The 20677-nt window shown below is 61.8% G+C and carries 16 protein-coding genes and 1 other RNA gene; 11 read left to right on the top strand and 6 right to left on the bottom strand.

The window, feature by feature from the left end:
• Nucleotides 1-1111 precede the first annotated feature (1111 nt).
• Nucleotides 1112-2110 (bottom strand): hypothetical protein, encoded by a 999-nt coding sequence (locus tag AC56LR_RS19120; protein ID WP_497132679.1) that lies wholly within the window; start codon nucleotides 2108-2110, stop codon nucleotides 1112-1114.
• Nucleotides 2111-3145: 1035 nt separating this feature from the next.
• On the opposite strand from AC56LR_RS19120, the gene AC56LR_RS19115 reads away from it, so the two are divergent.
• Nucleotides 3146-3448, top strand: a complete 303-nt coding sequence (locus AC56LR_RS19115) for a hypothetical protein (RefSeq protein WP_497132677.1) — start codon at nucleotides 3146-3148, stop codon at nucleotides 3446-3448.
• A 797-nt stretch (nucleotides 3449-4245) separates the two neighbouring features.
• Here AC56LR_RS19115 and ssrA read toward each other — a convergent pair.
• Nucleotides 4246-4603: a transfer-messenger RNA gene (gene ssrA, locus AC56LR_RS19110) on the bottom strand.
• Between the two features lie 155 nt (nucleotides 4604-4758).
• Here ssrA and AC56LR_RS19105 point away from each other — a divergent pair.
• Nucleotides 4759-5622 carry a class I SAM-dependent methyltransferase gene (locus AC56LR_RS19105; protein WP_497132676.1) on the top strand — a complete coding sequence of 288 codons (864 nt, stop codon included), beginning with the start codon at nucleotides 4759-4761 and terminating at the stop codon, nucleotides 5620-5622.
• A gap of 37 nt (nucleotides 5623-5659) precedes the next feature.
• Here AC56LR_RS19105 and AC56LR_RS19100 read toward each other — a convergent pair whose 3' ends face one another.
• From AC56LR_RS19100 to ompA, 4 genes are all read right to left on the bottom strand, one after another.
• Nucleotides 5660-6358: a glycine zipper 2TM domain-containing protein gene (locus tag AC56LR_RS19100; protein WP_497132674.1), complete on the bottom strand. Its 699-nt coding sequence runs from the start codon at nucleotides 6356-6358 to the stop codon at nucleotides 5660-5662.
• A gap of 131 nt (nucleotides 6359-6489) precedes the next feature.
• Nucleotides 6490-7197, bottom strand: a complete 708-nt coding sequence (locus AC56LR_RS19095) for an HAD family hydrolase (protein WP_497132673.1) — start codon at nucleotides 7195-7197, stop codon at nucleotides 6490-6492.
• A gap of 19 nt (nucleotides 7198-7216) precedes the next feature.
• Nucleotides 7217-7918, bottom strand: coding sequence for a bifunctional 2-polyprenyl-6-hydroxyphenol methylase/3-demethylubiquinol 3-O-methyltransferase UbiG (gene ubiG, locus AC56LR_RS19090; protein ID WP_497132671.1), 702 nt, complete (start codon nucleotides 7916-7918; stop codon nucleotides 7217-7219).
• 132 nt (nucleotides 7919-8050) lie between these two features.
• On the bottom strand, nucleotides 8051-8761 hold the full coding sequence (gene ompA / locus AC56LR_RS19085; RefSeq protein ID WP_497132670.1) for an outer membrane protein OmpA: 711 nt from the start codon (nucleotides 8759-8761) through the stop codon (nucleotides 8051-8053).
• A gap of 367 nt (nucleotides 8762-9128) precedes the next feature.
• Between ompA and gyrA the strand changes: the two genes are divergently transcribed.
• The 9 genes from gyrA to AC56LR_RS19040 all read left to right on the top strand — a co-directional run bounded on the left by gyrA (nucleotide 9129) and on the right by AC56LR_RS19040 (nucleotide 20513).
• The gene (gene gyrA / locus AC56LR_RS19080; protein WP_497132669.1) at nucleotides 9129-11747 is read left to right on the top strand and encodes a DNA gyrase subunit A; all 2619 of its coding nucleotides are present in this window, start codon (nucleotides 9129-9131) and stop codon (nucleotides 11745-11747) included.
• A gap of 82 nt (nucleotides 11748-11829) precedes the next feature.
• Nucleotides 11830-12918 (top strand): 3-phosphoserine/phosphohydroxythreonine transaminase, encoded by a 1089-nt coding sequence (gene serC, locus AC56LR_RS19075; RefSeq protein WP_497132668.1) that lies wholly within the window; start codon nucleotides 11830-11832, stop codon nucleotides 12916-12918.
• 91 nt (nucleotides 12919-13009) lie between these two features.
• Nucleotides 13010-14080 (top strand): prephenate dehydratase, encoded by a 1071-nt coding sequence (gene pheA / locus AC56LR_RS19070; RefSeq protein ID WP_497132666.1) that lies wholly within the window; start codon nucleotides 13010-13012, stop codon nucleotides 14078-14080.
• A gap of 32 nt (nucleotides 14081-14112) precedes the next feature.
• Complete coding sequence (hisC, locus tag AC56LR_RS19065; RefSeq protein WP_497132664.1) at nucleotides 14113-15234, top strand: histidinol-phosphate transaminase; 1122 nt, start codon at nucleotides 14113-14115, stop codon at nucleotides 15232-15234.
• On the top strand, nucleotides 15234-16136 hold the full coding sequence (locus AC56LR_RS19060; protein WP_497132662.1) for a prephenate dehydrogenase: 903 nt from the start codon (nucleotides 15234-15236) through the stop codon (nucleotides 16134-16136). The genes hisC and AC56LR_RS19060 overlap by 1 nt, the downstream gene beginning before the upstream one ends.
• Nucleotides 16133-17464 (top strand): 3-phosphoshikimate 1-carboxyvinyltransferase, encoded by a 1332-nt coding sequence (gene aroA / locus AC56LR_RS19055; protein WP_497132660.1) that lies wholly within the window; start codon nucleotides 16133-16135, stop codon nucleotides 17462-17464. The genes AC56LR_RS19060 and aroA overlap by 4 nt, the downstream gene beginning before the upstream one ends.
• A 15-nt stretch (nucleotides 17465-17479) precedes the next feature.
• Entirely contained in the window at nucleotides 17480-18142 is a 663-nt protein-coding gene (cmk, locus tag AC56LR_RS19050) for a (d)CMP kinase (protein ID WP_497132658.1), read from the top strand.
• Between the two features lie 369 nt (nucleotides 18143-18511).
• Nucleotides 18512-20188, top strand: coding sequence for a 30S ribosomal protein S1 (gene rpsA, locus AC56LR_RS19045; RefSeq protein ID WP_489874181.1), 1677 nt, complete (start codon nucleotides 18512-18514; stop codon nucleotides 20186-20188).
• A gap of 19 nt (nucleotides 20189-20207) precedes the next feature.
• The gene (locus AC56LR_RS19040; RefSeq protein WP_027864826.1) at nucleotides 20208-20513 is read left to right on the top strand and encodes an integration host factor subunit beta; all 306 of its coding nucleotides are present in this window, start codon (nucleotides 20208-20210) and stop codon (nucleotides 20511-20513) included.
• Nucleotides 20514-20677: the final 164 nt, after the last annotated feature.

Raw genomic sequence — 20677 nt, 5'->3', positions numbered from 1 at the left:
TGCCGAGATGTCTACTGTAGAGGAGGGTGGGATGCATCCTCTTGATGCCTCGGGAAATGTCGAGTGACGCGCGTCGTTGGAGATCAATGAGGACTTGATTCAGACGTTTACGGGCGTTTTGGCGTCGCGGTGGCTCAGGGGGAACGAGTCCTGCGGCAATCCAGTGACTTTGCTTCGAACTGCTGCGGCAGCAGTGAGCCGCCGACCGTCGAGTTCGGGTCGGTCAGGTTTTTTTGAATAGCTTTGCTGGAGCCGGAAAGCAATTGCTGTGCGATTCCCTCCAGTCAGACGAATCGGAGAGCCTTGCGCTTGCAAGCGCAAGTCGGATTTCCGGCGGAGAGCGGTGCTCCCCGAATTCCCCGGAAATCCCCCGCGTCCCGCGGGTTCAATTCCCGCCGCAGTTGGCGCTGACGAAAAAAAACTAGGAAAGCAAAGTGAGCTTGTCCACCTCCTTCTCAAGAGTGGCGAGATGCTGCTCAGGATGTTTTCGGAAACGACACCGCAATCGACGCGCCTCGTGCTGCCGCTCGAGTTCTGCCCGTCGAGCAACAGTGGTGTCCGCAACAGTGGTGTCAGGTCTGACATTCCGACACGAGCTCGTCACTAACAAGGGGACGCAGCCTTGTAGATGGCTGAAGGCGAGAGATGACGCGCGAGCTGCGCCGCGCACCTGCGGGTAGTGGAGGCGGAAGGCAATCGCTGCGCGATTTCCTCCAATCAGACGAATCGGAGAGCCTTGCGCTTGCAAGCGCAAGTCGAATTTCCGGCGGGGAGCGGTGCTCCCCGAATTCCCTGGAAATCCCCGGCGTCCCGCGGGTTCAATTCCCGCCGCAGTTGGCGCTGACGAAAAAAACCGCCTTGGCGGTTTTTTGGATAGCTTGGTGGAGGCGGCGTCTACCGAACATTTCATAAGCTATAGACTAAAAAAGTCTTTTTATGTATTAGAATTTCCCATTGTTACCCCCAAAGTTACCCCAATCATTTTCGGCTGTCCTAGAAGGCTGGCGGCGAAATGACGCATTGGGCGAAGGCAACGTCACTCGTAGTTCTGCTGAGTATCTCGACAGCGGTTCGCCAATAGCTAGAGTAGCGCTATCTGCGTACAGAGCAATCAAGGCAACTTTGGCGGCTGCGGGTACACAGTCAGCACGATGTTCTTCTGCTGTCCATCATGACTGGTGACCGTAATAAGCGATGCCCCAGTCACAAAGGACGGCCCTCCCGTAGACAATGCAGTGACATTGAACGTGTAGGCTCCGTTATTCAAGTTAGCGATGGCGTCAGTGCGAGCAATTTGCTCTGGGGCATTCGCTTGATTACGTGAAGTGACAGTGTATGGTGGTTCTCCGCCGCTGACGCTGAAAGTGACCTTCTCAGTGACCTTAGCTACGGTAGATCCTGCCTGCACTTCCAATTTGGCATTAGTCGCGCAAGCGAATTGAGAGCCGACAAGAGCATCCGCAGTTGCAATTCGCGATTGGCTGTCCATTACTGTCAGAGTCACTTTATAGGGAGCTGCGCTTGTAGGGTTGGGGGAGAGAGCGCCACCGGCCATAATATGAATGTCCGCAGTGAAATACGAGTCTGGACCAAACGGCAGAGGGGCACTAACAGGAACCCGTGCGTTGTCGCCAGTGTACACCGTGAACGGGGGGGTACCACCAGTGAATACGAAAGGGATGTTTGTGGTGCAATCGCTGATAGTGATTGAGGCAGGGTAGATTGATGGCGGGACACCAGTCTGCCCTTTGCCTAGTACCGTCACTCCTGTCGTCACTCGCTCCCCTTTCGTGTCCACGATTGTGATTTGTGTGGGGGATGAGGAAGCGGACTGTTGCCACAAAGCGTCTATTTTGAGGACCGTGCCACTCACACTTGCAGCGACAACGGATGGATTTCCACTGCTTACCGTATACGGCCCTGCCCCGCCTCCAATCATGTAATTGACTGTTCCACCAGACGGTAACGTGACTTCGGTCGGGGCAGTGGTGAACAGTTCCACAGAACTGAACACTGGATTCGCAGCATTCACATCAATTGTTACTTTATGTCCTGCGGAATCAGTGACAGCGACACTGGCAGTCCCGGCTGCAAGACTCTGGATGGTCATGGATTTTCCGCTGACGCTAACTCTGAGCAGGTTCGCGTTGCTACTCGTTGCTATGTAGGGCCCAGTACCGCCACCGATTGTGTATTCAGCGCTGGTTCCGGGCGACATTGTCACTGCGCCAGGTGCGGTTGTGAACAGAGCCGCGCTCGGCTCTGACGTTGGTCCTCCGTTTGATGTCCCCAGCATGGAACATAAACCAGGGATACCACTGGTGCAATTTGTGTCGGAATTTCCGCCACCACCACCACCACATGCGCTCAAAACAAGGCTGCTTACCACCATTACGGCTTTCGATCGCGTGATAGACATTTCGCACCGTCCAGGTTCGTTTTAATTGGCTGTTCAAGAACAAGCATAGTGACGGTTGCGACCGCTCACAATCGACAAATGTCCCGAATTTCATAGGCATTTGTACTGCCGTAAATACAACCCCTCGGTTGTTATGCCATAAACCGCCTGGTAAAAGGGTTTACACGCTCAGCTTGTTTCTGGATGGTATTAGACCAAACCGAACGATCGACCTGTCAATTTAATTGCGTTTTGCTAGCCCGTGCTGACGGACTAGTCATTGTCTGATTAGTTGCGCCGAATCCAGTAGAGGCACGTAAGTCACGGGGTGATGGCAAAGACGCGGCATAGCAGCTCGGCCTGCGAGGTCTCAGCACCATTTCGCGCGCGACGCTAACCAGATTGTTTGGGTTCGACGGCGTCATCCGATGGATACGACCAGCGGTCCACGCAGCACCCTCATCCTTAGGCACGGTTGCGGTCTTGCCGGCTTCAAGTTCCGCCGCTACGGCGTCGAATAGCTTGTACAACGTTGCCGTCAATGGTGTCTTGGTAAATATGGCCGCTGCTTGCGTGGTGCGGCAACCGCCTTTGCTAACCTATCTGGGAGTATCAGCGAATGGCTCTTGACTCATTTTTCGGTACCGTCGTGCGGTTTTTGGCGCTTTATCGACGGCGCTAATCCTCGCGCCGTAAGAAAACGTTCCAGCGGCCTTTTGCGGTGCTTCCCGATATCGGACTCGGGCGATGGGATACGCAAAACTGGTGCGGTTTCTTCGCTGGGTGATCCAAGCCGAGCAGGGCAGCGCGCTGCTCCATGACGGCCAGGACTGCCGAAATCGCGCTCAGGTCGCCGCCCAAGGCGAGAGGCAGCATCGCGCGCGTCAGTTCGTTGAGTCGCTCTATATCCAGCGTAAGCGCATCTTTGGCTGGAGTGCGCGCGACGCGCTTCAGGGCGCCCTGAACGGCCAAGAACGCGCCGGAGCGATCGCGGTAGCCGAGCGCCTCGCCGATCTGCTGGTAGGTCAAACCACGCGACCGCAAAGCTAATGCGTCCAGTTGACGCTCGAAGGCGCGTAGGCGGCGCGGGCTAGTCGCGCTTTCACCGCGTGGCATGACTACAAGCAGTGGTGTCAGGTCTGACATTCCGACATGAGCTCGTCACTAACAAGGCGACGCAGCCTTGTAGATGGCTGAAGGCGAGATGACGCGCGAGCTGCGCCGCGCACCTGCGGGTAGTGGAGGCGGAAAGCAATCGCTACGCGATTCCCCCCAGTCAGACGAATCGGAGAGCCTTGCGCTTGCAAGCGCAAGTCGAATTTCCGGCGGGGAGCGGTGCTCCCCGAAATCCCCGGAAATCCCCCGCGTCCCGCGGGTTTCATTTCCCGCCGCAGTTGGCGCGGACGAAAAAAAACCGCCGAGGCGGTTTTTTTGGATAGTTTGGTGGAGGCGGCGGGACATCGCTGCGCGATTTCCTCCAGTCAGACGAATCGGAGAGCCTTGCGCTTGCAAGCGCAAGTCGGATTTCCGGCGGGGAGCAGTGCTCCCCGAATTCCCGGAAATCCCCCGCGTCCCGCGGGTTCATTTCCCGCCGCAGTTGGCGCGGACGAAAAAAAACCGCCGAGGCGGTTTTTTTGGATAGCTTGGTGGAGGCGGCGGGTCTTCGCTGCGCGATTTCATCCAGTCAGACGAATCGGAGAGCCTTGCGCTTGCAAGCGCAAGTCGGATTTCCGGCGGGGAGCGGTGCTCCCCGAATTCCCGGAAATCCCCCGCGTCCCGCGGGTTCAATTCCCGCCGCAGTTGGCGCGGACGAAAAAAAACCGCCGAGGCGGTTTTTTTGGATAGCTTGGTGGAGGCGGCGGGAATCGAACCCGCGTCCGCAAGCACTCTACAGACAGTTCTACATACTTAGCACTATCAATTAATTTAACCTGGACAACGGGGATGTGCACCCTTTGTACAAGCGAGTTACCTATTATTTAACAGTCGACTAAGTAACCCAGCCTACTGCGAGCCCCTGTAAATGACTCTACTGCCTTGCGGCCACCCCAGGGGCGAGGTGTTGTAGAGCTAGCAGCAATTAAGCTGCGAGTGCGTACGAGTTATCGTTTGCAGTTATTGATTTTCTGGATGTATTTACGAGGTAACCAGTCCTCGGTATGCCCTGCGCTGCTTCGCAACCCACGTCGAAACCAGGTCGCCCCCAACGAACTTCCATTGTACTCCAATTTGTCTGCGCGCGCAGTGTAACGGCGCAAATCGCGGCGGATGTCAAGCAGTCCGCGATTATCCACAAAGCATGTCAAAACTGCCATATCATCGAAGGGTTACTTCGTCTCACTGTGTTCTTTCGACAAGGAATGACAATGGTCTGTATCGTCTGCGGGAATCGTCAAACGGCAGGGCTCGCGGCATGGCATGCGACCTGTCCGGCCTGCCACTATGAAAGCGCGGCGCTGTCGGTGGCGATCAACCAGCATACTGGGCCGGAGGTCAACGAGGCCGAGCGCGAAGCGGGCTTGATGGCACTGCGGCTTGAGAACTTCCGCGCGATCGTCCAGTACGCCAAGCGGCATGTGCGGCCCGGGGCGCGCAGGCTGCTCGACGTGGGCAGCGCCCATGGCTGGTTCCTGGAAACGGCGCGCGACGATTTCGACGTGCTCGGCGTCGAACCCGACGCGGTAGTGGGCTCGCGCGCCGCGGCGCGTGGCCTGCCGGTGCGGGCAGGCTTCTTCCCGGACGTCCTGCGCGATGACGAGCGCTTCGACGTGATCGTCTTCAACGACGTCATCGAACACATCCCGGACATCGGCAGCGCGCTCGGGGCTTGCCGCCAGCGCCTCGATCACCAGGGCATCCTGATCCTCAACCTGCCCAGCAGCCGCGGGTTTTTTTACCGGTTGTCAAAATTAATCGCCCGCCTGGGCTGGCGCACGCCTTTCGAGCGCCTGTGGCAGAAAGACCTGCCGTCGCCGCATGTGCATTATTTCAGCCCGCACAACCTGTCGACCCTGGTCGCGGGGCGCGGCTTCGAGCTGGTCGACAGCGCCGAGCTGCCGGCTCTGCGCGCCAAGAGCCTGCGCGAACGGCTCAGCTGCGCGGGCAATGTTTCGACGCTGTCGCTCTGGGTGCAATACATCGCCATCCTGTGCGCGATTCCTGTGCTGCGCATTTTCCCGAGCGACATCATCGTCTGCATTTTCCGAAAAAAAACCGCAGGCTGATCGCGCCTGCGGTTTCTGCGGGGGAGGGCAGTGATACTTAGCGGTTGCGGTTGGCGATCTCGTTGCCGAGGTAGCCGCCGCCGATGATGCCGGCCACGGTGGCGAGCTTCTTGCCGTTGCCGCCGCCGACCTGGTTGCCGATCAGGCCGCCGATGACGGCGCCGGTGCCGATGCCGACATAGTTCGGCTGGGCCCGTGCAGGGGCAGGCTGCTGCGCATAGTAGCGCGGCTCACTGGCGCGGGTGGCCTTGGCGGTATGGTGATGGTGCACCACGCGGGTCTTCTCGACCACGCGCACCACCGGCTTTTCCCTGATCACTTCCTTCACCACCACCGGGGCTGGCTGGGCAGCCTGCTGCATGTAGGCGACCTGCTGGCCTGCCAGCGGCATTGCCATCTGCGGATACTGCTGCTGACCGGCGGCCAGCTGCATCGCCATCTGCGGCGTGACCTGGGTGGACGGCAGCGTCGTCGGTGCCTGGCCTTGCAAGGCTGCGGCCGGCACCATCACGAGCTGGCCCTGGGCGTTGGTCATCGGGACCATGCCTGGCTGCTGGAAGGCGGAGGCCTGGTTCGCTGCCAGGGCAGCCTGTGCGGCCCGGGCGTCGGGGGCGCTGTTCGAAGTCGGCAGCAGGCCGGTGATTGCGGCAGCGCCGGTCAGGCTGACGATCACGACCGATGCGGCGGCGGCGGCCATCAGGGGATGAATGCGGTTGAGGCGTGCGGTGGTTTCCATGGTCTGCTCCTAGATGACAATGTGTTGTCGTATGGGAGTAGATTACTGGCAAGCTCGGCCAAGGGATAGACCGAAGCCTGTATCAATCGTAAAGAAATGTAAGCGGGCCGAACCGCCCGCTCGGACAGAACTCAGGCCGCGCGTTCGGCCAGGCCTGCGGTTTCCACCACGCTGCGCAGGGTCTGCAGCAGGTCGGTCGGGGTGTCGAGCAGGTAGTCGGCGCCCCAGGTGGACGGTTCGATGGCGCCGCAATAACCCCAGTTGCAGGCCACCGTGACCATGCCCGCGGCCTGGCCGGCTTCGATGTCGCGCTTGTCGTCGCCCACGTACCAGCAATGCTGCGGATCGATGCCGAGGCGGCGCGCGCCTTCGAGCAGCGGATCGGGGTGCGGCTTGGCGCGCGGGGTGGTGTCGCCCGAGACCACGCAGCCGGCGTGCGACAGGCCGATCTGCGGAATCAGGGGATCGGTAAAGCGCGCCGGCTTGTTGGTGACCACGCCCCAGGCCATGCCGGCCTGTTCGATGCCCAGCAGCAGCTCGGCGACGCCGCCGAACAGGGTGCTGTGCACGGCCATGTTGTCCTGGTAGCGGTCGAACCACTGCAGGCGCAGCTCTTCATAGCCCTCGTCGCCGGGGCCCAGGCCAAAGGCGGCGCCGATCATGCCGCGCGCGCCGGCCGAGGCGGTCGGGCGCAGCACCGCATACGGGGTCGGCGGCAAGCCGCGCTCGGTGCGCAGCCAGTTGACGGCGGCCGCGAGGTCGGGCGCGGTGTCGGCCAGCGTGCCATCGAGGTCGAACAGGATGGCACGCGGTGCCGGCAGGACGGTGGGGAGAGTCATAGGAAGAGGGAAAGCCGGATCAGAAAGGTTTGCTGCACGCCACCATGTAGTTCACATCGGTGTCGTTGTTGAGCGAATAGATCTTGGTGAGCGGATTGTAGGTCAGGCCTTTGAGGCCGTCGACCTGCAGGCCGGCCAGGCGCGCATATTGCGACAGTTCGGCCGGCGTGATGAACTTGCCATAGTCGTGGGTGCCGCGCGGCAGCATGCGCAGGATGTATTCCGCGCCGATGACGGCGAACAGGTAGGATTTCGGGTTGCGGTTCAGGGTCGAGAAGAACACGTGGCCGCCTGGTTTGACCAGTTTGGCCGCAGCCTGCACGATCGAGGCCGGGTCCGGCACGTGCTCGAGCATCTCCATGCAGGTGACGACGTCGAACTGGCCGGCTTCGGCCTCGGCCATCTCTTCGGCTGCGATGTGCTTGTAGCGCACTTCGACGCCGGACTCCAGGCTGTGCAGGTCGGCCACTTTCAGGGCCTTTTTCGACAGGTCGATGCCCGTGACCTTGGCGCCCTTGCGCGCCATGGCTTCGGACAGCACGCCGCCGCCGCAGCCGATATCGATCACGTTCTTGCCCAGCAGCGGGGCGCGCGCATTGATCCACTCCAGGCGCAGCGGGTTGATTTCATGTAGCGGACGGAATTCGGACGTCGGGTCCCACCAGCGGTGGGCCAGTTCGCTGAATTTCTGGATTTCTAAGGGGTCTGCGTTCGTGGTCATAGGCGGATAATACTGGAAATGAGGGGCGTGACGAGATGGCGCACGGAAAATTTATAGCTGCTTTCCTGGCAAGATCGAGACCCACCCGCGAAAAAAAACCCCGCCGCAGCGGGGTCATTGGCAAAGCCGGAATTACTTGTTGACGGTACGGGTACCGACGACTTCGATCTCCACGCGGCGGTTCTTGGCGCGGCCTGCGGACGTCTTGTTGCTGGCTTCAGGCTGATTCTCGCCCTTGCCTTCGGTGTAGATGCGGTTTTCTTCCACGCCCTTGCCCTTCAGGTAGGTCTTGACGGCTTCAGCGCGGCGGATCGACAGCTTCTGGTTGTAGGCATCGGTGCCGATCGAGTCGGTGTGGCCGACGGCGATGATGACTTCCAGGTTCATGTCGCCCAGCTTCGAGCTCAGGTCGTCCAGCGCTGCCTTGCCGGCTGGCTTGAGCACGGCCTTGTCGAAGTCGAAGAAGGCGTCAGCCGAGTAGGACACTTTTTCCGAGGTCGGCACTGGCGCCGGTGCGGGCGCCGGGGCAGGAGCCTGCTCGACGACTGCCGGTGGCGGTGGTGGCGGCGGCGCGACGCACTTGCCGTTTTCCAGCTTCTCTGGTGGGACGCAAATTGGCGCGTCGCAGCCCGGCACGGCGTCGGCCGGGGTCCAGTAGCCGGTACGCCAGCACAGGCCGAAGGGATTACGGGCGATCACGCCGCGGCTGTCCTGGACATAGGCGCTGTGCGGGGTGCGGGCCTTGATGTCGGTGGTCAGCGGTGCGTACGGCGGCGCGCTTTGTGCAAACGCGTTGCCTGCCAGGGCCGAAGCGATCAGCAGGAGGGTTGCCAGTTTATTCATATTCTTTTTCCTTTCGGTAAATTCCGTGCGGCAATGCGTTATGCAGCGGGGCGTTGTGATCAAGATACTAACACATCGCTGCTGTGCTCAGTTTCGCATTGTGAAACAAACAATTAATTTCCTGTCCATTTTGCCACATGCACTAAAAACGTACGACTGCACCTAAATCAAACTCCATGCATATTTTTACCGTACGTTGTTTTGCCGCAACATTGAGTCAAATGCACTATGTGCGGATCGACAATGCTGGAAGGCTCGCTTGGCGCCTCCTGAGTTGTAGAGGAATTGTGCTGGCAATAAGAGGTGCATGGTAGAATCACCAGTTAGAAAAACCTCACCACCAGCCTGAAAGCAGTCGACCCGCCCCATGGATCAATTCGCAAAAGAAACAGTTCCCATTTCCCTAGAAGAAGAAATGCGCAAGAGCTACCTCGACTACGCGATGAGCGTGATCGTGGGACGTGCTCTGCCGGACGTGCGGGACGGCCTCAAGCCGGTGCACCGCCGCGTGCTGTACTCCATGCACGAGAGCAATTACAACTTCAACCGCCCGTACGTGAAATGCGCGCGCGTGGTTGGCGATACCATGGGTAAATACCACCCGCACGGCGACGCGTCGATCTACGACACGCTGGTGCGCATGGCCCAGGACTTCTCGCTGCGCTACACGCTGGTGGACGGGCAGGGCAACTTCGGCTCGATCGACGGCGACAGCGCCGCGGCGATGCGCTACACCGAGTGCCGCCTGGACAAGATCGCCAGCGAACTGCTGGCCGACATCGACAAGGATACGGTCGACTTCCAGCCGAACTATGACGGCAAGGAAAAAGAGCCGACCGTCCTGCCGACCAAGATCCCGAACCTGCTGATCAACGGCTCGTCGGGCATCGCGGTGGGCATGGCGACGAACATTCCGCCGCACAACCTGTCCGAGATCATCAACGGCGCCCAGCACCTGCTGCGCAACCCGGACTGCACGATCGACGAGCTGATCGAGATCATCCCGGCGCCGGACTTCCCGACCGCCGGCATCATCTATGGCGTCTCGGGCGTGCGCGACGGTTACCGCACCGGCCGCGGCCGCGTGGTGATGCGCGCCAAGACCCACTTCGAAGAATACGGCAAGGATGGCGGCCGCATCGCGATCATCATCGACGAGCTGCCTTACCAGGTAAACAAGAAGTCGCTGCTCGAGCGTATCGCCGAGAACGTGCGCGACAAGAAGCTGGAAGGCATCAGCGACATCCGCGACGAGTCCGACAAGTCGGGCATGCGCGTGGTCATCGAACTGAAGCGCGGCGAAGTGCCGGAAGTGGTGCTGAACAACCTGTACAAGCAGACCCAGCTGCAGGACACCTTCGGCATGAACATGGTGGCGCTGGTCAATGGCCAGCCGAAGCTGCTGAACCTCAAGCAGATGCTCGAGTGCTTCCTGTCGCACCGCCGCGAAGTGGTCACCCGCCGCACCGTGTTCGAGCTGCGCAAGGCGCGCGAGCGCGGCCACATGCTCGAAGGCCTGGCGGTCGCACTGGCGAACATCGACGACTTCATCGCGATCATCAAGGCCGCGCCGACCCCGCCGATCGCGAAAGTAGAGCTGATGCAGAAGGCCTGGGACTCGTCCCTGGTCCGCGAAATGCTGCTGCGTACCGCCGAAGGCAGCACCATCGGCGGCGTCGAGGCTTTCCGTCCCGAGCACCTGCCGAAGCACTACGGCATGCAGGCGGACGGCCTGTACAAGCTGTCCGACGAGCAGGCCCAGGAAATCCTGCAGATGCGCCTCCAGCGCCTCACCGGCCTGGAGCAGGACAAGATCGTCAACGAGTACAAAGAGGTGATGTCGCACATCGCCGACCTGCTCGACATCCTGTCGCGTCCTGAGCGCGTCACCACCATCATCAGCGACGAGATGGTGCAGATCAAGACCGACTACGCCGAGAACGGCAAGGACACCCGCCGTTCGGTCATCGAGCACAATGCCAGCGACCTCGATACCGAAGACCTGATCACGCCGCAGGACATGGTGGTCACGCTCTCGCACACCGGCTACATGAAGTCGCAGCCGATCGCCGAATACCGCGCCCAGAAGCGCGGCGGCCGCGGCAAGCAGGCGATGGCGACCAAGGACGAAGACTGGATCGACCAGCTGTTCATCGCCAACACCCACGATTACATGCTGTGCTTCTCGAACCGCGGCCGCATGTACTGGCTGAAGGTGTGGGAAGTGCCGCAGGGTTCGCGCAACTCGCGCGGTAAACCAATCGTCAACATGTTCCCGCTGCAGGACAACGAGAAGATCACGGTCATCCTGCCGTTGTCGGGCGTGAACCGGACCTTCCCGGAAGACCACTACGTGTTCATGTCCACCTCGCTCGGCACCGTGAAGAAGACCCCGCTGAAGGACTTCAGCAACCCGCGCAAGGCCGGCATCATCGCCGTGGACCTGGACGAAGGCGACTTCCTGATCGGCGCCGCCCTCACCGACGGCCAGCACGACGTGATGCTGTTCTCGGACGGCGGCAAGGCAGTGCGCTTCGACGAGAACGACGTGCGCCCGATGGGCCGTACCGCGCGCGGCGTGCGCGGCATGAACCTCGAGGAAGGCCAGCAGGTCATTGCGCTGCTGGTGGCCGAGAACGAGCAGCAGTCGGTGCTCACGGCCACCGAGAACGGCTTCGGCAAGCGTACCCCGATTCTTGAGTACACCCGCCACGGCCGCGGCACCAAGGGCATGATCGCGATCCAGACCTCGGAGCGTAACGGCAAGGTGGTCGCCGCCACGCTGGTCGACACCACCGACGAGATCATGCTGATCACGACCGGCGGCGTCTTGATTCGCACCCGCGTGTCCGAGATCCGCGAGATGGGCCGCGCGACCCAGGGCGTGACCCTGATCGCAGTGGAAGACGGCACCAAGCTGTCCGGCCTGCAACGCATCGTCGAGACCGACCTGGAAGAGGTCGAGCTCGAACAAGGTCCGCAGTAAGATCCCGAGGGGCCGCGACTGCGCGGCCCTTTTTTTATCAGTTCCGGAACAGTCGCAGCATCGCTCAGGACGAAAGGACCGCATGACCCAGGTATTCAACTTCTCGGCCGGCCCGGCCGTCCTCCCGAAGGAAGTGCTGCAGCATGCGGCCGGCGAGATGCTGGACTGGCACGGCAGCGGCATGTCGGTCATGGAGATGAGCCACCGCGGTCCGGAATTCATCTCGATCTACAAGCAGGCCGAGGCCGACCTGCGCGAGCTGTTGAATGTCCCGCCGAACTACAAGATCCTGTTCATGCAGGGCGGCGGACTGGCGCAGAACGCCATCGTCCCGCTGAACCTGGCCGGGTGCTGCGGCCAGCCCGCCACCATCGACTTCGTCCACACCGGCAGCTGGTCGGGCAAGTCGATCAAGGAAGCAAAGCGCTACGCCAGCGTGAATATCGCCGCCTCCGCCGAAGCGAGCGGCTTCACAACGGTGCCGCCGCAGGAAACCTGGCGACTCACCCCCGGCGCAGCCTACCTGCACATCTGCACCAACGAAACCATCGACGGCGTCGAGTACAACTTCGTGCCCAAGGTTGATCCGCGCCTGCCGATCGTGGCCGACATGTCCTCGCACATCCTGTCGCGTCAAATCGACGTGTCGCAGTACGGCGTGATCTTCGCCGGCGCCCAGAAGAACATCGGCCCGGCCGGCCTGACGATCGTGATCGTGCGCGATAATTTGCTCGACGACGCGCTGCCCGACTGCCCCTCGGCCTTCCACTACAAGACGGTGGCCGAGCACGAATCGATGTACAACACGCCGCCGACTTACGCGATCTATATCGCCGGCCTGGTGTTCGCCCACCTGAAAAGCCGAGGCGGGGTGGCGGCCATGGAGCAAACGAATATCGAGAAAGCGCGCCTGCTGTACGCGGCGCTGGACGCCGACGATTTCTACCAGAATCGCGTGGCGCTGGAATACCGTTCGCGCATGAACATACCGTTCTTCCTGCGCGACGAATCCCTGAACGACCAATTCCTGGCCGGCGCGAAGGCGCGCGGGCTGCTGCAACTGAAGGGCCACAAGTCCGTCGGCGGCATGCGGGCATCGATCTACAACGCGATGCCGCTCGAGGGGGTGCAGGCCCTCGTCGATTATTTGAACGAATTCGCGGGGCGGTAAAGCCGTAGGGTGGTCGGCTCCGCCGACCGCGCGTTCAACAGACGCTTGAACCACCGCGAATCACTCAACGCCCGATTTCTGGTTGAAACACATGTCCGAAAAACTCACCCCCCTGCGCGAACAGATCGATGCGATCGACGCGCAAATCCTGGATCTCCTGGGCCAGCGCGGCCGCATCGCGCAAGAGGTCGGCCACGTCAAGGCCGAAACCAATGCCCCCGTCTTCCGCCCCGAGCGCGAAGCCCAGGTGCTGCGCGGCGTGGCCGAGCGCAATCCCGGCCCGCTCAAGGATGGCGACGTCCAGACCATCTTCCGCGAGATCATGTCGGCCTGCCGCGCGCTGGAAAAGCGCGTCACGGTGGCCTATCTTGGCCCGTCCGGCACCTTCAGCGAGCAGGCCGTCTTCCAGCAGTTCGGCACCGCCATCGAGACGCTGCCCTGCGTGTCGATCGACGAGGTCTTCCGCGCCACCGAAGCCGGCACCGCAGACTTCGGCGTGGTCCCTGTCGAGAACTCGTCCGAAGGCGCGATCAACCGCACCCTCGACCTGATGCTGGCCACCACCACAGTCATCAGCGGCGAGATTTCGATTCCCGTGCACCACAGCCTGATGACGAAAACAGGTTCGATGGATGGCGTGACGGTCGTCTGCGCGCATTCGCAGGCGCTGGCCCAGTGCCAGGTCTGGCTCAACCTGCACCATCCCGGCATCGAGCGCCGCGCCGTGGCTTCGAATGCCGAAGCCGCGATCCTGGCCAGCCAGGATCCGACGGTCGCTGCGATCGCCAGCGAGATGGCGGGCGAGCAGTATCAGTTGGGCGTGGTGCAGGCCCACATCCAGGACGACCCGCACAACCGCACCCGTTTCGCCGTCATCGGCAGCCTCCAGACCGGACCGTCCGGCCGCGACCACACCTCGGTCGTGCTGGCCGTACCGAACAAGGCCGGCGCCGTCTACAACCTGCTGGCGCCGCTGGCCAAGCACGGCGTGTCGATGACGCGTTTCGAGTCGCGCCCGGCGCGCATCGGCACTTGGGAATACTATTTTTATGTCGACATCGAAGGCCACGTGCACGACGCCGCCGTCGCTGCCGCGTTGGTTGAACTGAAAGACAACGCCGCCTTCTTCAAGGTGCTGGGTTCTTACCCGCAAAGCCTCTGAATCCCATTTTTTACTATTTACTCGAGAATCCCATGTCGCAATTCGGTCCAGATTACGTTCGTGCCATCGCCCCTTACCAGGCCGGCAAACCCATCGCAGAAGTCGCCCGCGAGTTCGGCCTCGACGAAGCCAATATCGTCAAGCTGGCCTCGAACGAGAACCCGTTCGGTGTGCCGGAATCGAGCCGCGCCGCGATGGCGCAAGCAGCCGCGGACCTGGGCCGCTACCCGGACGCCAATGGCTTCGAGCTGAAGGCTGCGCTGTCCGCACGTTATGACGTCCCGGCCGAATGGATCACCCTGGGTAACGGCAGCAACGACATCCTCGAAATCGCCGCCCACGCCTTCGTGCAAAAGGGCGAGTCGGTGGTCTACGCGCAGTATTCGTTTGCCGTGTATGCGCTGGCGACGCAGGGTGTCGGTGGCCGCGCGATCGTCGTCGCGGCCAAGGACTACGGTCACGACCTGGATGCGATGGCGGCAGCTATCGAGCTTGATACCCGCCTGGTCTATGTCGCCAACCCGAACAACCCGACCGGCACCTTCATCTCCAGCGAGCAGATCGAAGCCTTCCTGCAAAAGGTCCCGGCCAACGTGGTCGTGGTGCTGGACGAAGCCTATAACGAATACCTGGCGCCCGAGCACCAGTTCGAGTCGAGCAGCTGGGTGCGCAAATACCCGAACCTGGTCGTTTCGCGCACCTTCTCGAAAGCCTATGGCCTGGCCGGCCTGCGTGTGGGCTTCGCCATCGCCCAGCCGGCGGTGACAGACCTGATGAACCGCATCCGCCAGCCTTTCAACGTCAACTCGCTAGCGCAGGCCGCCGCGATCGCCGCGCTGAACGACAAGGCATTCCTGGAGAAGGGCGCCCGCAACAATGCCGAGGGCTACGCGCAGATGATCGCCGCCTTCGATGAACTGGGCCTGGAATACGTGCCGTCCTTCGGCAATTTCGTGCTGGTGAAAGTCGGCGACGACGACGTGGCCGGCGCGCGCGTGAACCTGGCGCTGCTCAAGCAGGGCGTGATCGTGCGCCCGGTCGGCAACTACGGCCTGCCGCAATGGCTGCGCATCTCGATCGGCCTGCCGCAGGAAAACGCCACCTTCATCGACGCCTTGAAGCGAGCGCTGACAAGCGCGAGCGCCCGGCCATAATGATCGAACGGCTGGTCATCGTCGGCGCCGGCCTGATCGGCGGTTCGTTCGCGCTGGCGCTGAAAGAGGCCGGCGCGGTCCGCACGGTGGCAGGCCTCGGGCGTTCGCCGGAAGCGATGGCGCGCGCCCTGGAGCTGGGCATCGTCGACGAAATCTGCGCGACGCCTCAGGAAGCGATGCGCGGCGCCGACCTGGTGCTGCTGGCCGCCCCCGTGGGGCAGACCGGGGCCATCCTCGCTTCGCTCCTGCCTTGGCTGGAGCCCTCGACCCTCATCACCGATGCCGGCAGTACGAAGTGCGACGTGGTGGCTGCCGCGCGCCAGGCTTTGGGCGTGCGCGTGAGCCAGTTCGTGCCGGGCCACCCGATCGCCGGCAGCGAGTCGAACGGACCGGACGCCGCGATGGCGGGCCTCTATCGCGGCAAGAAGACGGTGCTCACGCCGCTGCCGGAGAACGCCGCGGCCGACGTCGAGCGTGTAGCTGGCGCCTGGCGCCTGTGCGGCGCGCTGGTCCACAGCCTGAGCCCCGCAGACCACGACCGCGTATTCGCTGCGGTGAGCCACCTGCCGCATCTGCTGGCCTATGCGCTGGTGGACGACATCGCCGCCAAGCCGCATGCGGGCATGCTGTTCCAGTATGCCGCCAGCGGCTTTCGCGACTTCACGCGCATCGCCGGCTCCTCGCCCGAGATGTGGCGCGACATCAGCCTGGCCAACCGCGACGCCTTGCTCCACGAGCTCGATGCTTATCTGGCACAATTAACGACATTGCGGGCGCTACTTTCAGCCGCCGACGGCCCCGGCCTCGAAACCGTTTACGCCAACGCGCAGCGCGCGCGGCGCGAATGGATCGAGGCGATCGAGGCCGGCTCGCCCCCGCCGCAACACCAGGATACCGAATGACGCAGTCTAAACACTACCCCGAACACATCGACCTGGAACCGGTCATCCACGTCGAAGGATCGGTGCGCCTGCCGGGTTCCAAGAGCATTTCGAACCGCACGCTGCTGCTGGCGGCGCTGAGCGAAGGCACCACCACCATCCACGACCTGCTGGCGTCCGACGACACCATGGTCATGCTGGGCGCGCTGCGCTCGCTCGGCATCAAGTGGGATGAAGTCGACGAACGCACCGTCATCGTGCATGGCAACGGCGGCGTGCTGCCGGTCCATGAGGCCGACCTCTTCATGGGCAACGCCGGCACCGCGATCCGCCCGCTCACCGCAGCCCTGGCCGTGATCGGCGGCGACTACACCCTGCACGGCGTCTCGCGCATGCACGAGCGGCCCATCGGCGACCTGGTCGAGGCGCTGAACGAAGTCGGCGCCCAGATCGAGTACACGGGGGAGCCGGGCTTCCCGCCGCTGCGCATCCGCCGCGGCCGCATTGCAGCCAACCGCATGGCGGTGCGCGGCAATGTGTCGAGCCAGTTCCTCACCGCGCTGCTGATGGCGGCGCCCCTGATGGCGCTGAGCCACCCGGTGTCGATCGACGTGGTCGGCGAGCTCATTTCCAAGCCCTATATCGAGATCACCCTGAACCTGATGCGTCGCTTCGGCGTGACGGTCGAGCAGAACGGCTGGGCCTCGTTCACCGTGCATCCGGGCCAGCGCTATCGGTCGCCGGGCAGCATCCACGTCGAGGGCGACGCCTCGTCGGCGTCCTACTTCCTGGCGGCCGGCGCGATTGGCGGCGGACCGGTGCGGGTGGAAGGCGTGGGCGAGCACAGCATCCAGGGCGACGTGCGCTTTGCCGACGCGCTCGAGCGCATGGGCGCCATCGTCACGCGCGGCGAGAACTGGATCGAGGCGCGTTCGAACGGCGTGTTGAAGGCCATCGACGCCGATTTCAACCATATTCCCGATGCCGCGATGACCATCGCCGTGGCCGCGCTGTATGCGGACGGCCCGAGCACGCTGCGCAACATCGCCAGCTGGCGCGTCAAGGAAACCGACCGCCTGGCCGCCATGGCGACCGAACTGCGTAAAGTGGGCGCCGAGGTGGAGGAGGGGCCGGACTATCTCCGCATCACCCCGCCCGAGCAGCTCAAGCCGGCCACCATCGACACATATGACGACCACCGGATGGCGATGTGCTTCTCGCTCGCTTCGCTGGACGGCAAGGCGCGGCGCGGCAACGCCATGCGCATCAACGACCCGAAATGCGTGGCCAAGACCTTCCCGGACTATTTCGAAGCCTTCGCCGGGATCGCCAAGAACGAATTGTTTTAACATCAAGAAGAGCCTATGCCGAACAATCCCATTCCCGTGATCGCCATCGACGGACCAACCGCCTCGGGCAAGGGCACGGTCGCGTCCAAAGTCGCCGAGCGACTGAGTTTTCACCTGCTCGATTCGGGCGCGCTGTACCGCCTGACCGCACTGCAGGCGCTGCGCCGCGGCCTGGAATTGCGCGACGAGCACGGCATCGCCAAGCTGGCCGAGCACCTGCCCGCGCGCTTCAACGGCGGCGACATCTTCCTGAACAACGAGAACGTGACGGCGGCGATCCGCGCGGAAGAAGTCGGCAACATGGCGTCCAGAATCGCCGCGCTGCCGGCCGTGCGCCACGCGCTGTTCGCGCTGCAGCTGGGCTTTCGCGAAGCCCCGGGACTGGTGGCCGACGGGCGCGACATGGGCACCGTAATCTTTCCCGGCGCGAAGTTAAAAGTTTTCTTGACCGCAAGCGTCAAGGCGCGTGCCGAGCGCAGGTATAAGCAATTGATTGACAAAGGAATTTCTGCTAATATGGACGATCTGCTGGCGGATTTGCAGGCGCGAGACGAGCGCGACACGAATCGCGCAATTGCCCCACTGGTCCCCGCAGCAGACGCGCATCTCCTCGATACCTCGAACATGACGGCTGCGGAAGCGGTCGAACAGGTTCTGGCGTGGTATGCGCATGCATAGTTTTTAGTTTAGAAATGGCGGTTTGAAAAGCGTCGTCAGCTTCAAAACCGTCATTCCGGCGCAGGCCGGAATCCAAGTCTGGTGCACCGCCGTCGGCTCGAGTCATCGCCATGGTGGCTGTGCTGGCAAACTTGGGTCCGGCCTTCGCCGGGACGACGTGCCGAGGGACGTGGTGATCGAAGCGGGGCAGCTGCTCAGCCTGGAAACCACAGACCAAGACACATCGTCCACGTAGGGTGCCTGCAGCGGCAATTCCGTCGCCACAGGTGTGTTTCAACCTAACCCCAGTTCAGTCCGCATTATCGCCGGCCTGCTGGGCTAACTCGAGTAATAACCTTTATGTCTACTGCAACCACCGAAGCAACCGGTATGGAAAGCTTTGCCGCCCTGTTTGAAGAATCGCTGTCGCGTCAAGACATGCGTTCGGGCGAAGTCATTTCCGCTGAAGTCGTTCGTCTGGATCACAACTTCGTGATCGTCAACGCTGGCCTGAAGTCGGAAGCCTTCATCCCAATCGAAGAATTCAAGAATGACCAGGGCGAACTGGAAGTCGCTGTCGGCGACTTCGTTTCCGTGGCCATCGAATCGCTGGAAAATGGTTTCGGCGATACCATCCTGTCGCGCGACAAGGCCAAGCGCCTGGCATCGTGGCTGGCTCTGGAAAAAGCAATGGAATCGGGCGAAATCGTCACCGGTACCGTCAACGGTAAAGTCAAGGGCGGCCTGACCGTCCTGACCAACGGCATCCGCGCATTCCTGCCGGGTTCGCTGGTCGACACCCGTCCGGTCAAGGACACCACCCCGTTCGAAGGCAAGACCCTGGAATTCAAGGTCATCAAGCTCGACCGCAAGCGTAACAACGTCGTGCTGTCGCGCCGCGCCGTCATCGAAGCTTCGATGGGCGAAGAGCGCCAGAAGCTGATGGAAACCCTGAAAGAAGGCACCGTGGTTACCGGCGTCGTCAAGAACATCACCGACTACGGCGCGTTCGTGGACCTGGGTGGCATCGACGGCCTGCTGCACATCACCGACCTGGCATGGCGTCGCGTGCGTCACCCGTCGGAAGTCCTGTCGGTTGGCCAAGAGATCACCGCCAAGGTCCTCAAGTACGATCAGGAAAAGAACCGCGTCTCGCTGGGTGTCAAGCAGCTGGGCGACGATCCTTGGACCGGCCTGTCGCGTCGTTACCCACAGAGCACCCGCCTGTTCGGTAAAGTCACGAACCTCACCGACTACGGCGCGTTCGTCGAAGTCGAGCAGGGCATCGAAGGCCTGGTGCACGTGTCGGAGATGGACTGGACCAACAAGAACGTGGCGCCAAACAAGGTTGTCCAGCTGGGCGACGAAGTGGAAGTCATGGTCCTGGAAATCGACGAAGAGCGTCGCCGTATTTCGCTGGGCATGAAGCAGTGCAAGGCGAACCCATGGGACGACTTCGGCGTCACCCACAAGAAGGGCGACAAGGTCAAGGGTTCGATCAAGTCGATCACCGACTTCGGCGTCTTCATCGGCCTGCCAGGCAACATCGATGGCCTGGTCCACCTGTCGGATCTGTCGTGGACCGAAGCCGGCGAAGAAGCCGTGCGTCGCTTCAAGAAGGGCGACGAGCTGGAAGCCGTCGTCCTGGCAATCGACGTCGAGCGCGAGCGTGTTTCGCTGGGCGTGAAGCAACTCGAAGGCGACCCGTTCAACAACTTCTCGTCGCTGAACGACAAGGGCACCCTGGTTACCGGCACCGTGAAATCGGTTGAGCCAAAAGGCGCCGTGATCGCCCTGAGCGATGAAGTCGAAGGCTACCTGCGCGCTTCGGAAATCTCGCGTGACCGCGTGGAAGATGCCGGCACCCACCTGAAAGTGGGCGACAAGGTCGAAGCACTGGTCATCAACATCGATCGCAAGGCTCGCAGCATCCAGCTGTCGATCAAGGCGAAAGACAATGTCGAGACCCAGGAAGCAATGAGCAAGCTGGCCAACGACAACAGCGCTGCCACCGGCACCACCAGCCTGGGCGCACTGCTGAAGGCCAAGTTCGACAACAAGAACTAATCGTTCCTGAGGCGACCAGATGACCAAGTCCGAGCTGATCAACCGACTGGCTGAGCGTTATTCTCAGCTGGTGGCGAAAGACGCGGAATTCGCTGTCAAGACCATCCTCGATGCGATGACCAACGCCCTGGCGACCGGGCAGCGCATCGAGATCCGCGGTTTCGGCAGCTTCGCGCTGAACAGCCGGCCCCCGCGCATCGGCCGCAACCCGAAGTCCGGCGACAAGGTGATGGTGCCCGAAAAACGGGTGCCTCACTTCAAGCCGGGCAAACAGTTGCGCGAGCGGGTGGACGCGATGGTCGGGCAACCGATCATCGAAGACTGAAGTCGTCTGCGAGTCTGCAGACAAGAACGGCGTCCCCTTGGGGATGCCTTTTTTTTGGTTCATCACGGATTAGCGTGAAGTGACGATGAAAACAAAGAAAGCGGTAAAGAGAAGTTAGACTTGTTGTGCGACCAACAAAATCAACTTTTCCCACCGCTTTCATG

It is taken from the genome of Telluria sp. ZT3P39 (genome assembly GCF_059685935.1).
Note: the sequence above shows the minus strand (reverse complement) of the source record. Positions and strands in the feature narration are given on the sequence as shown.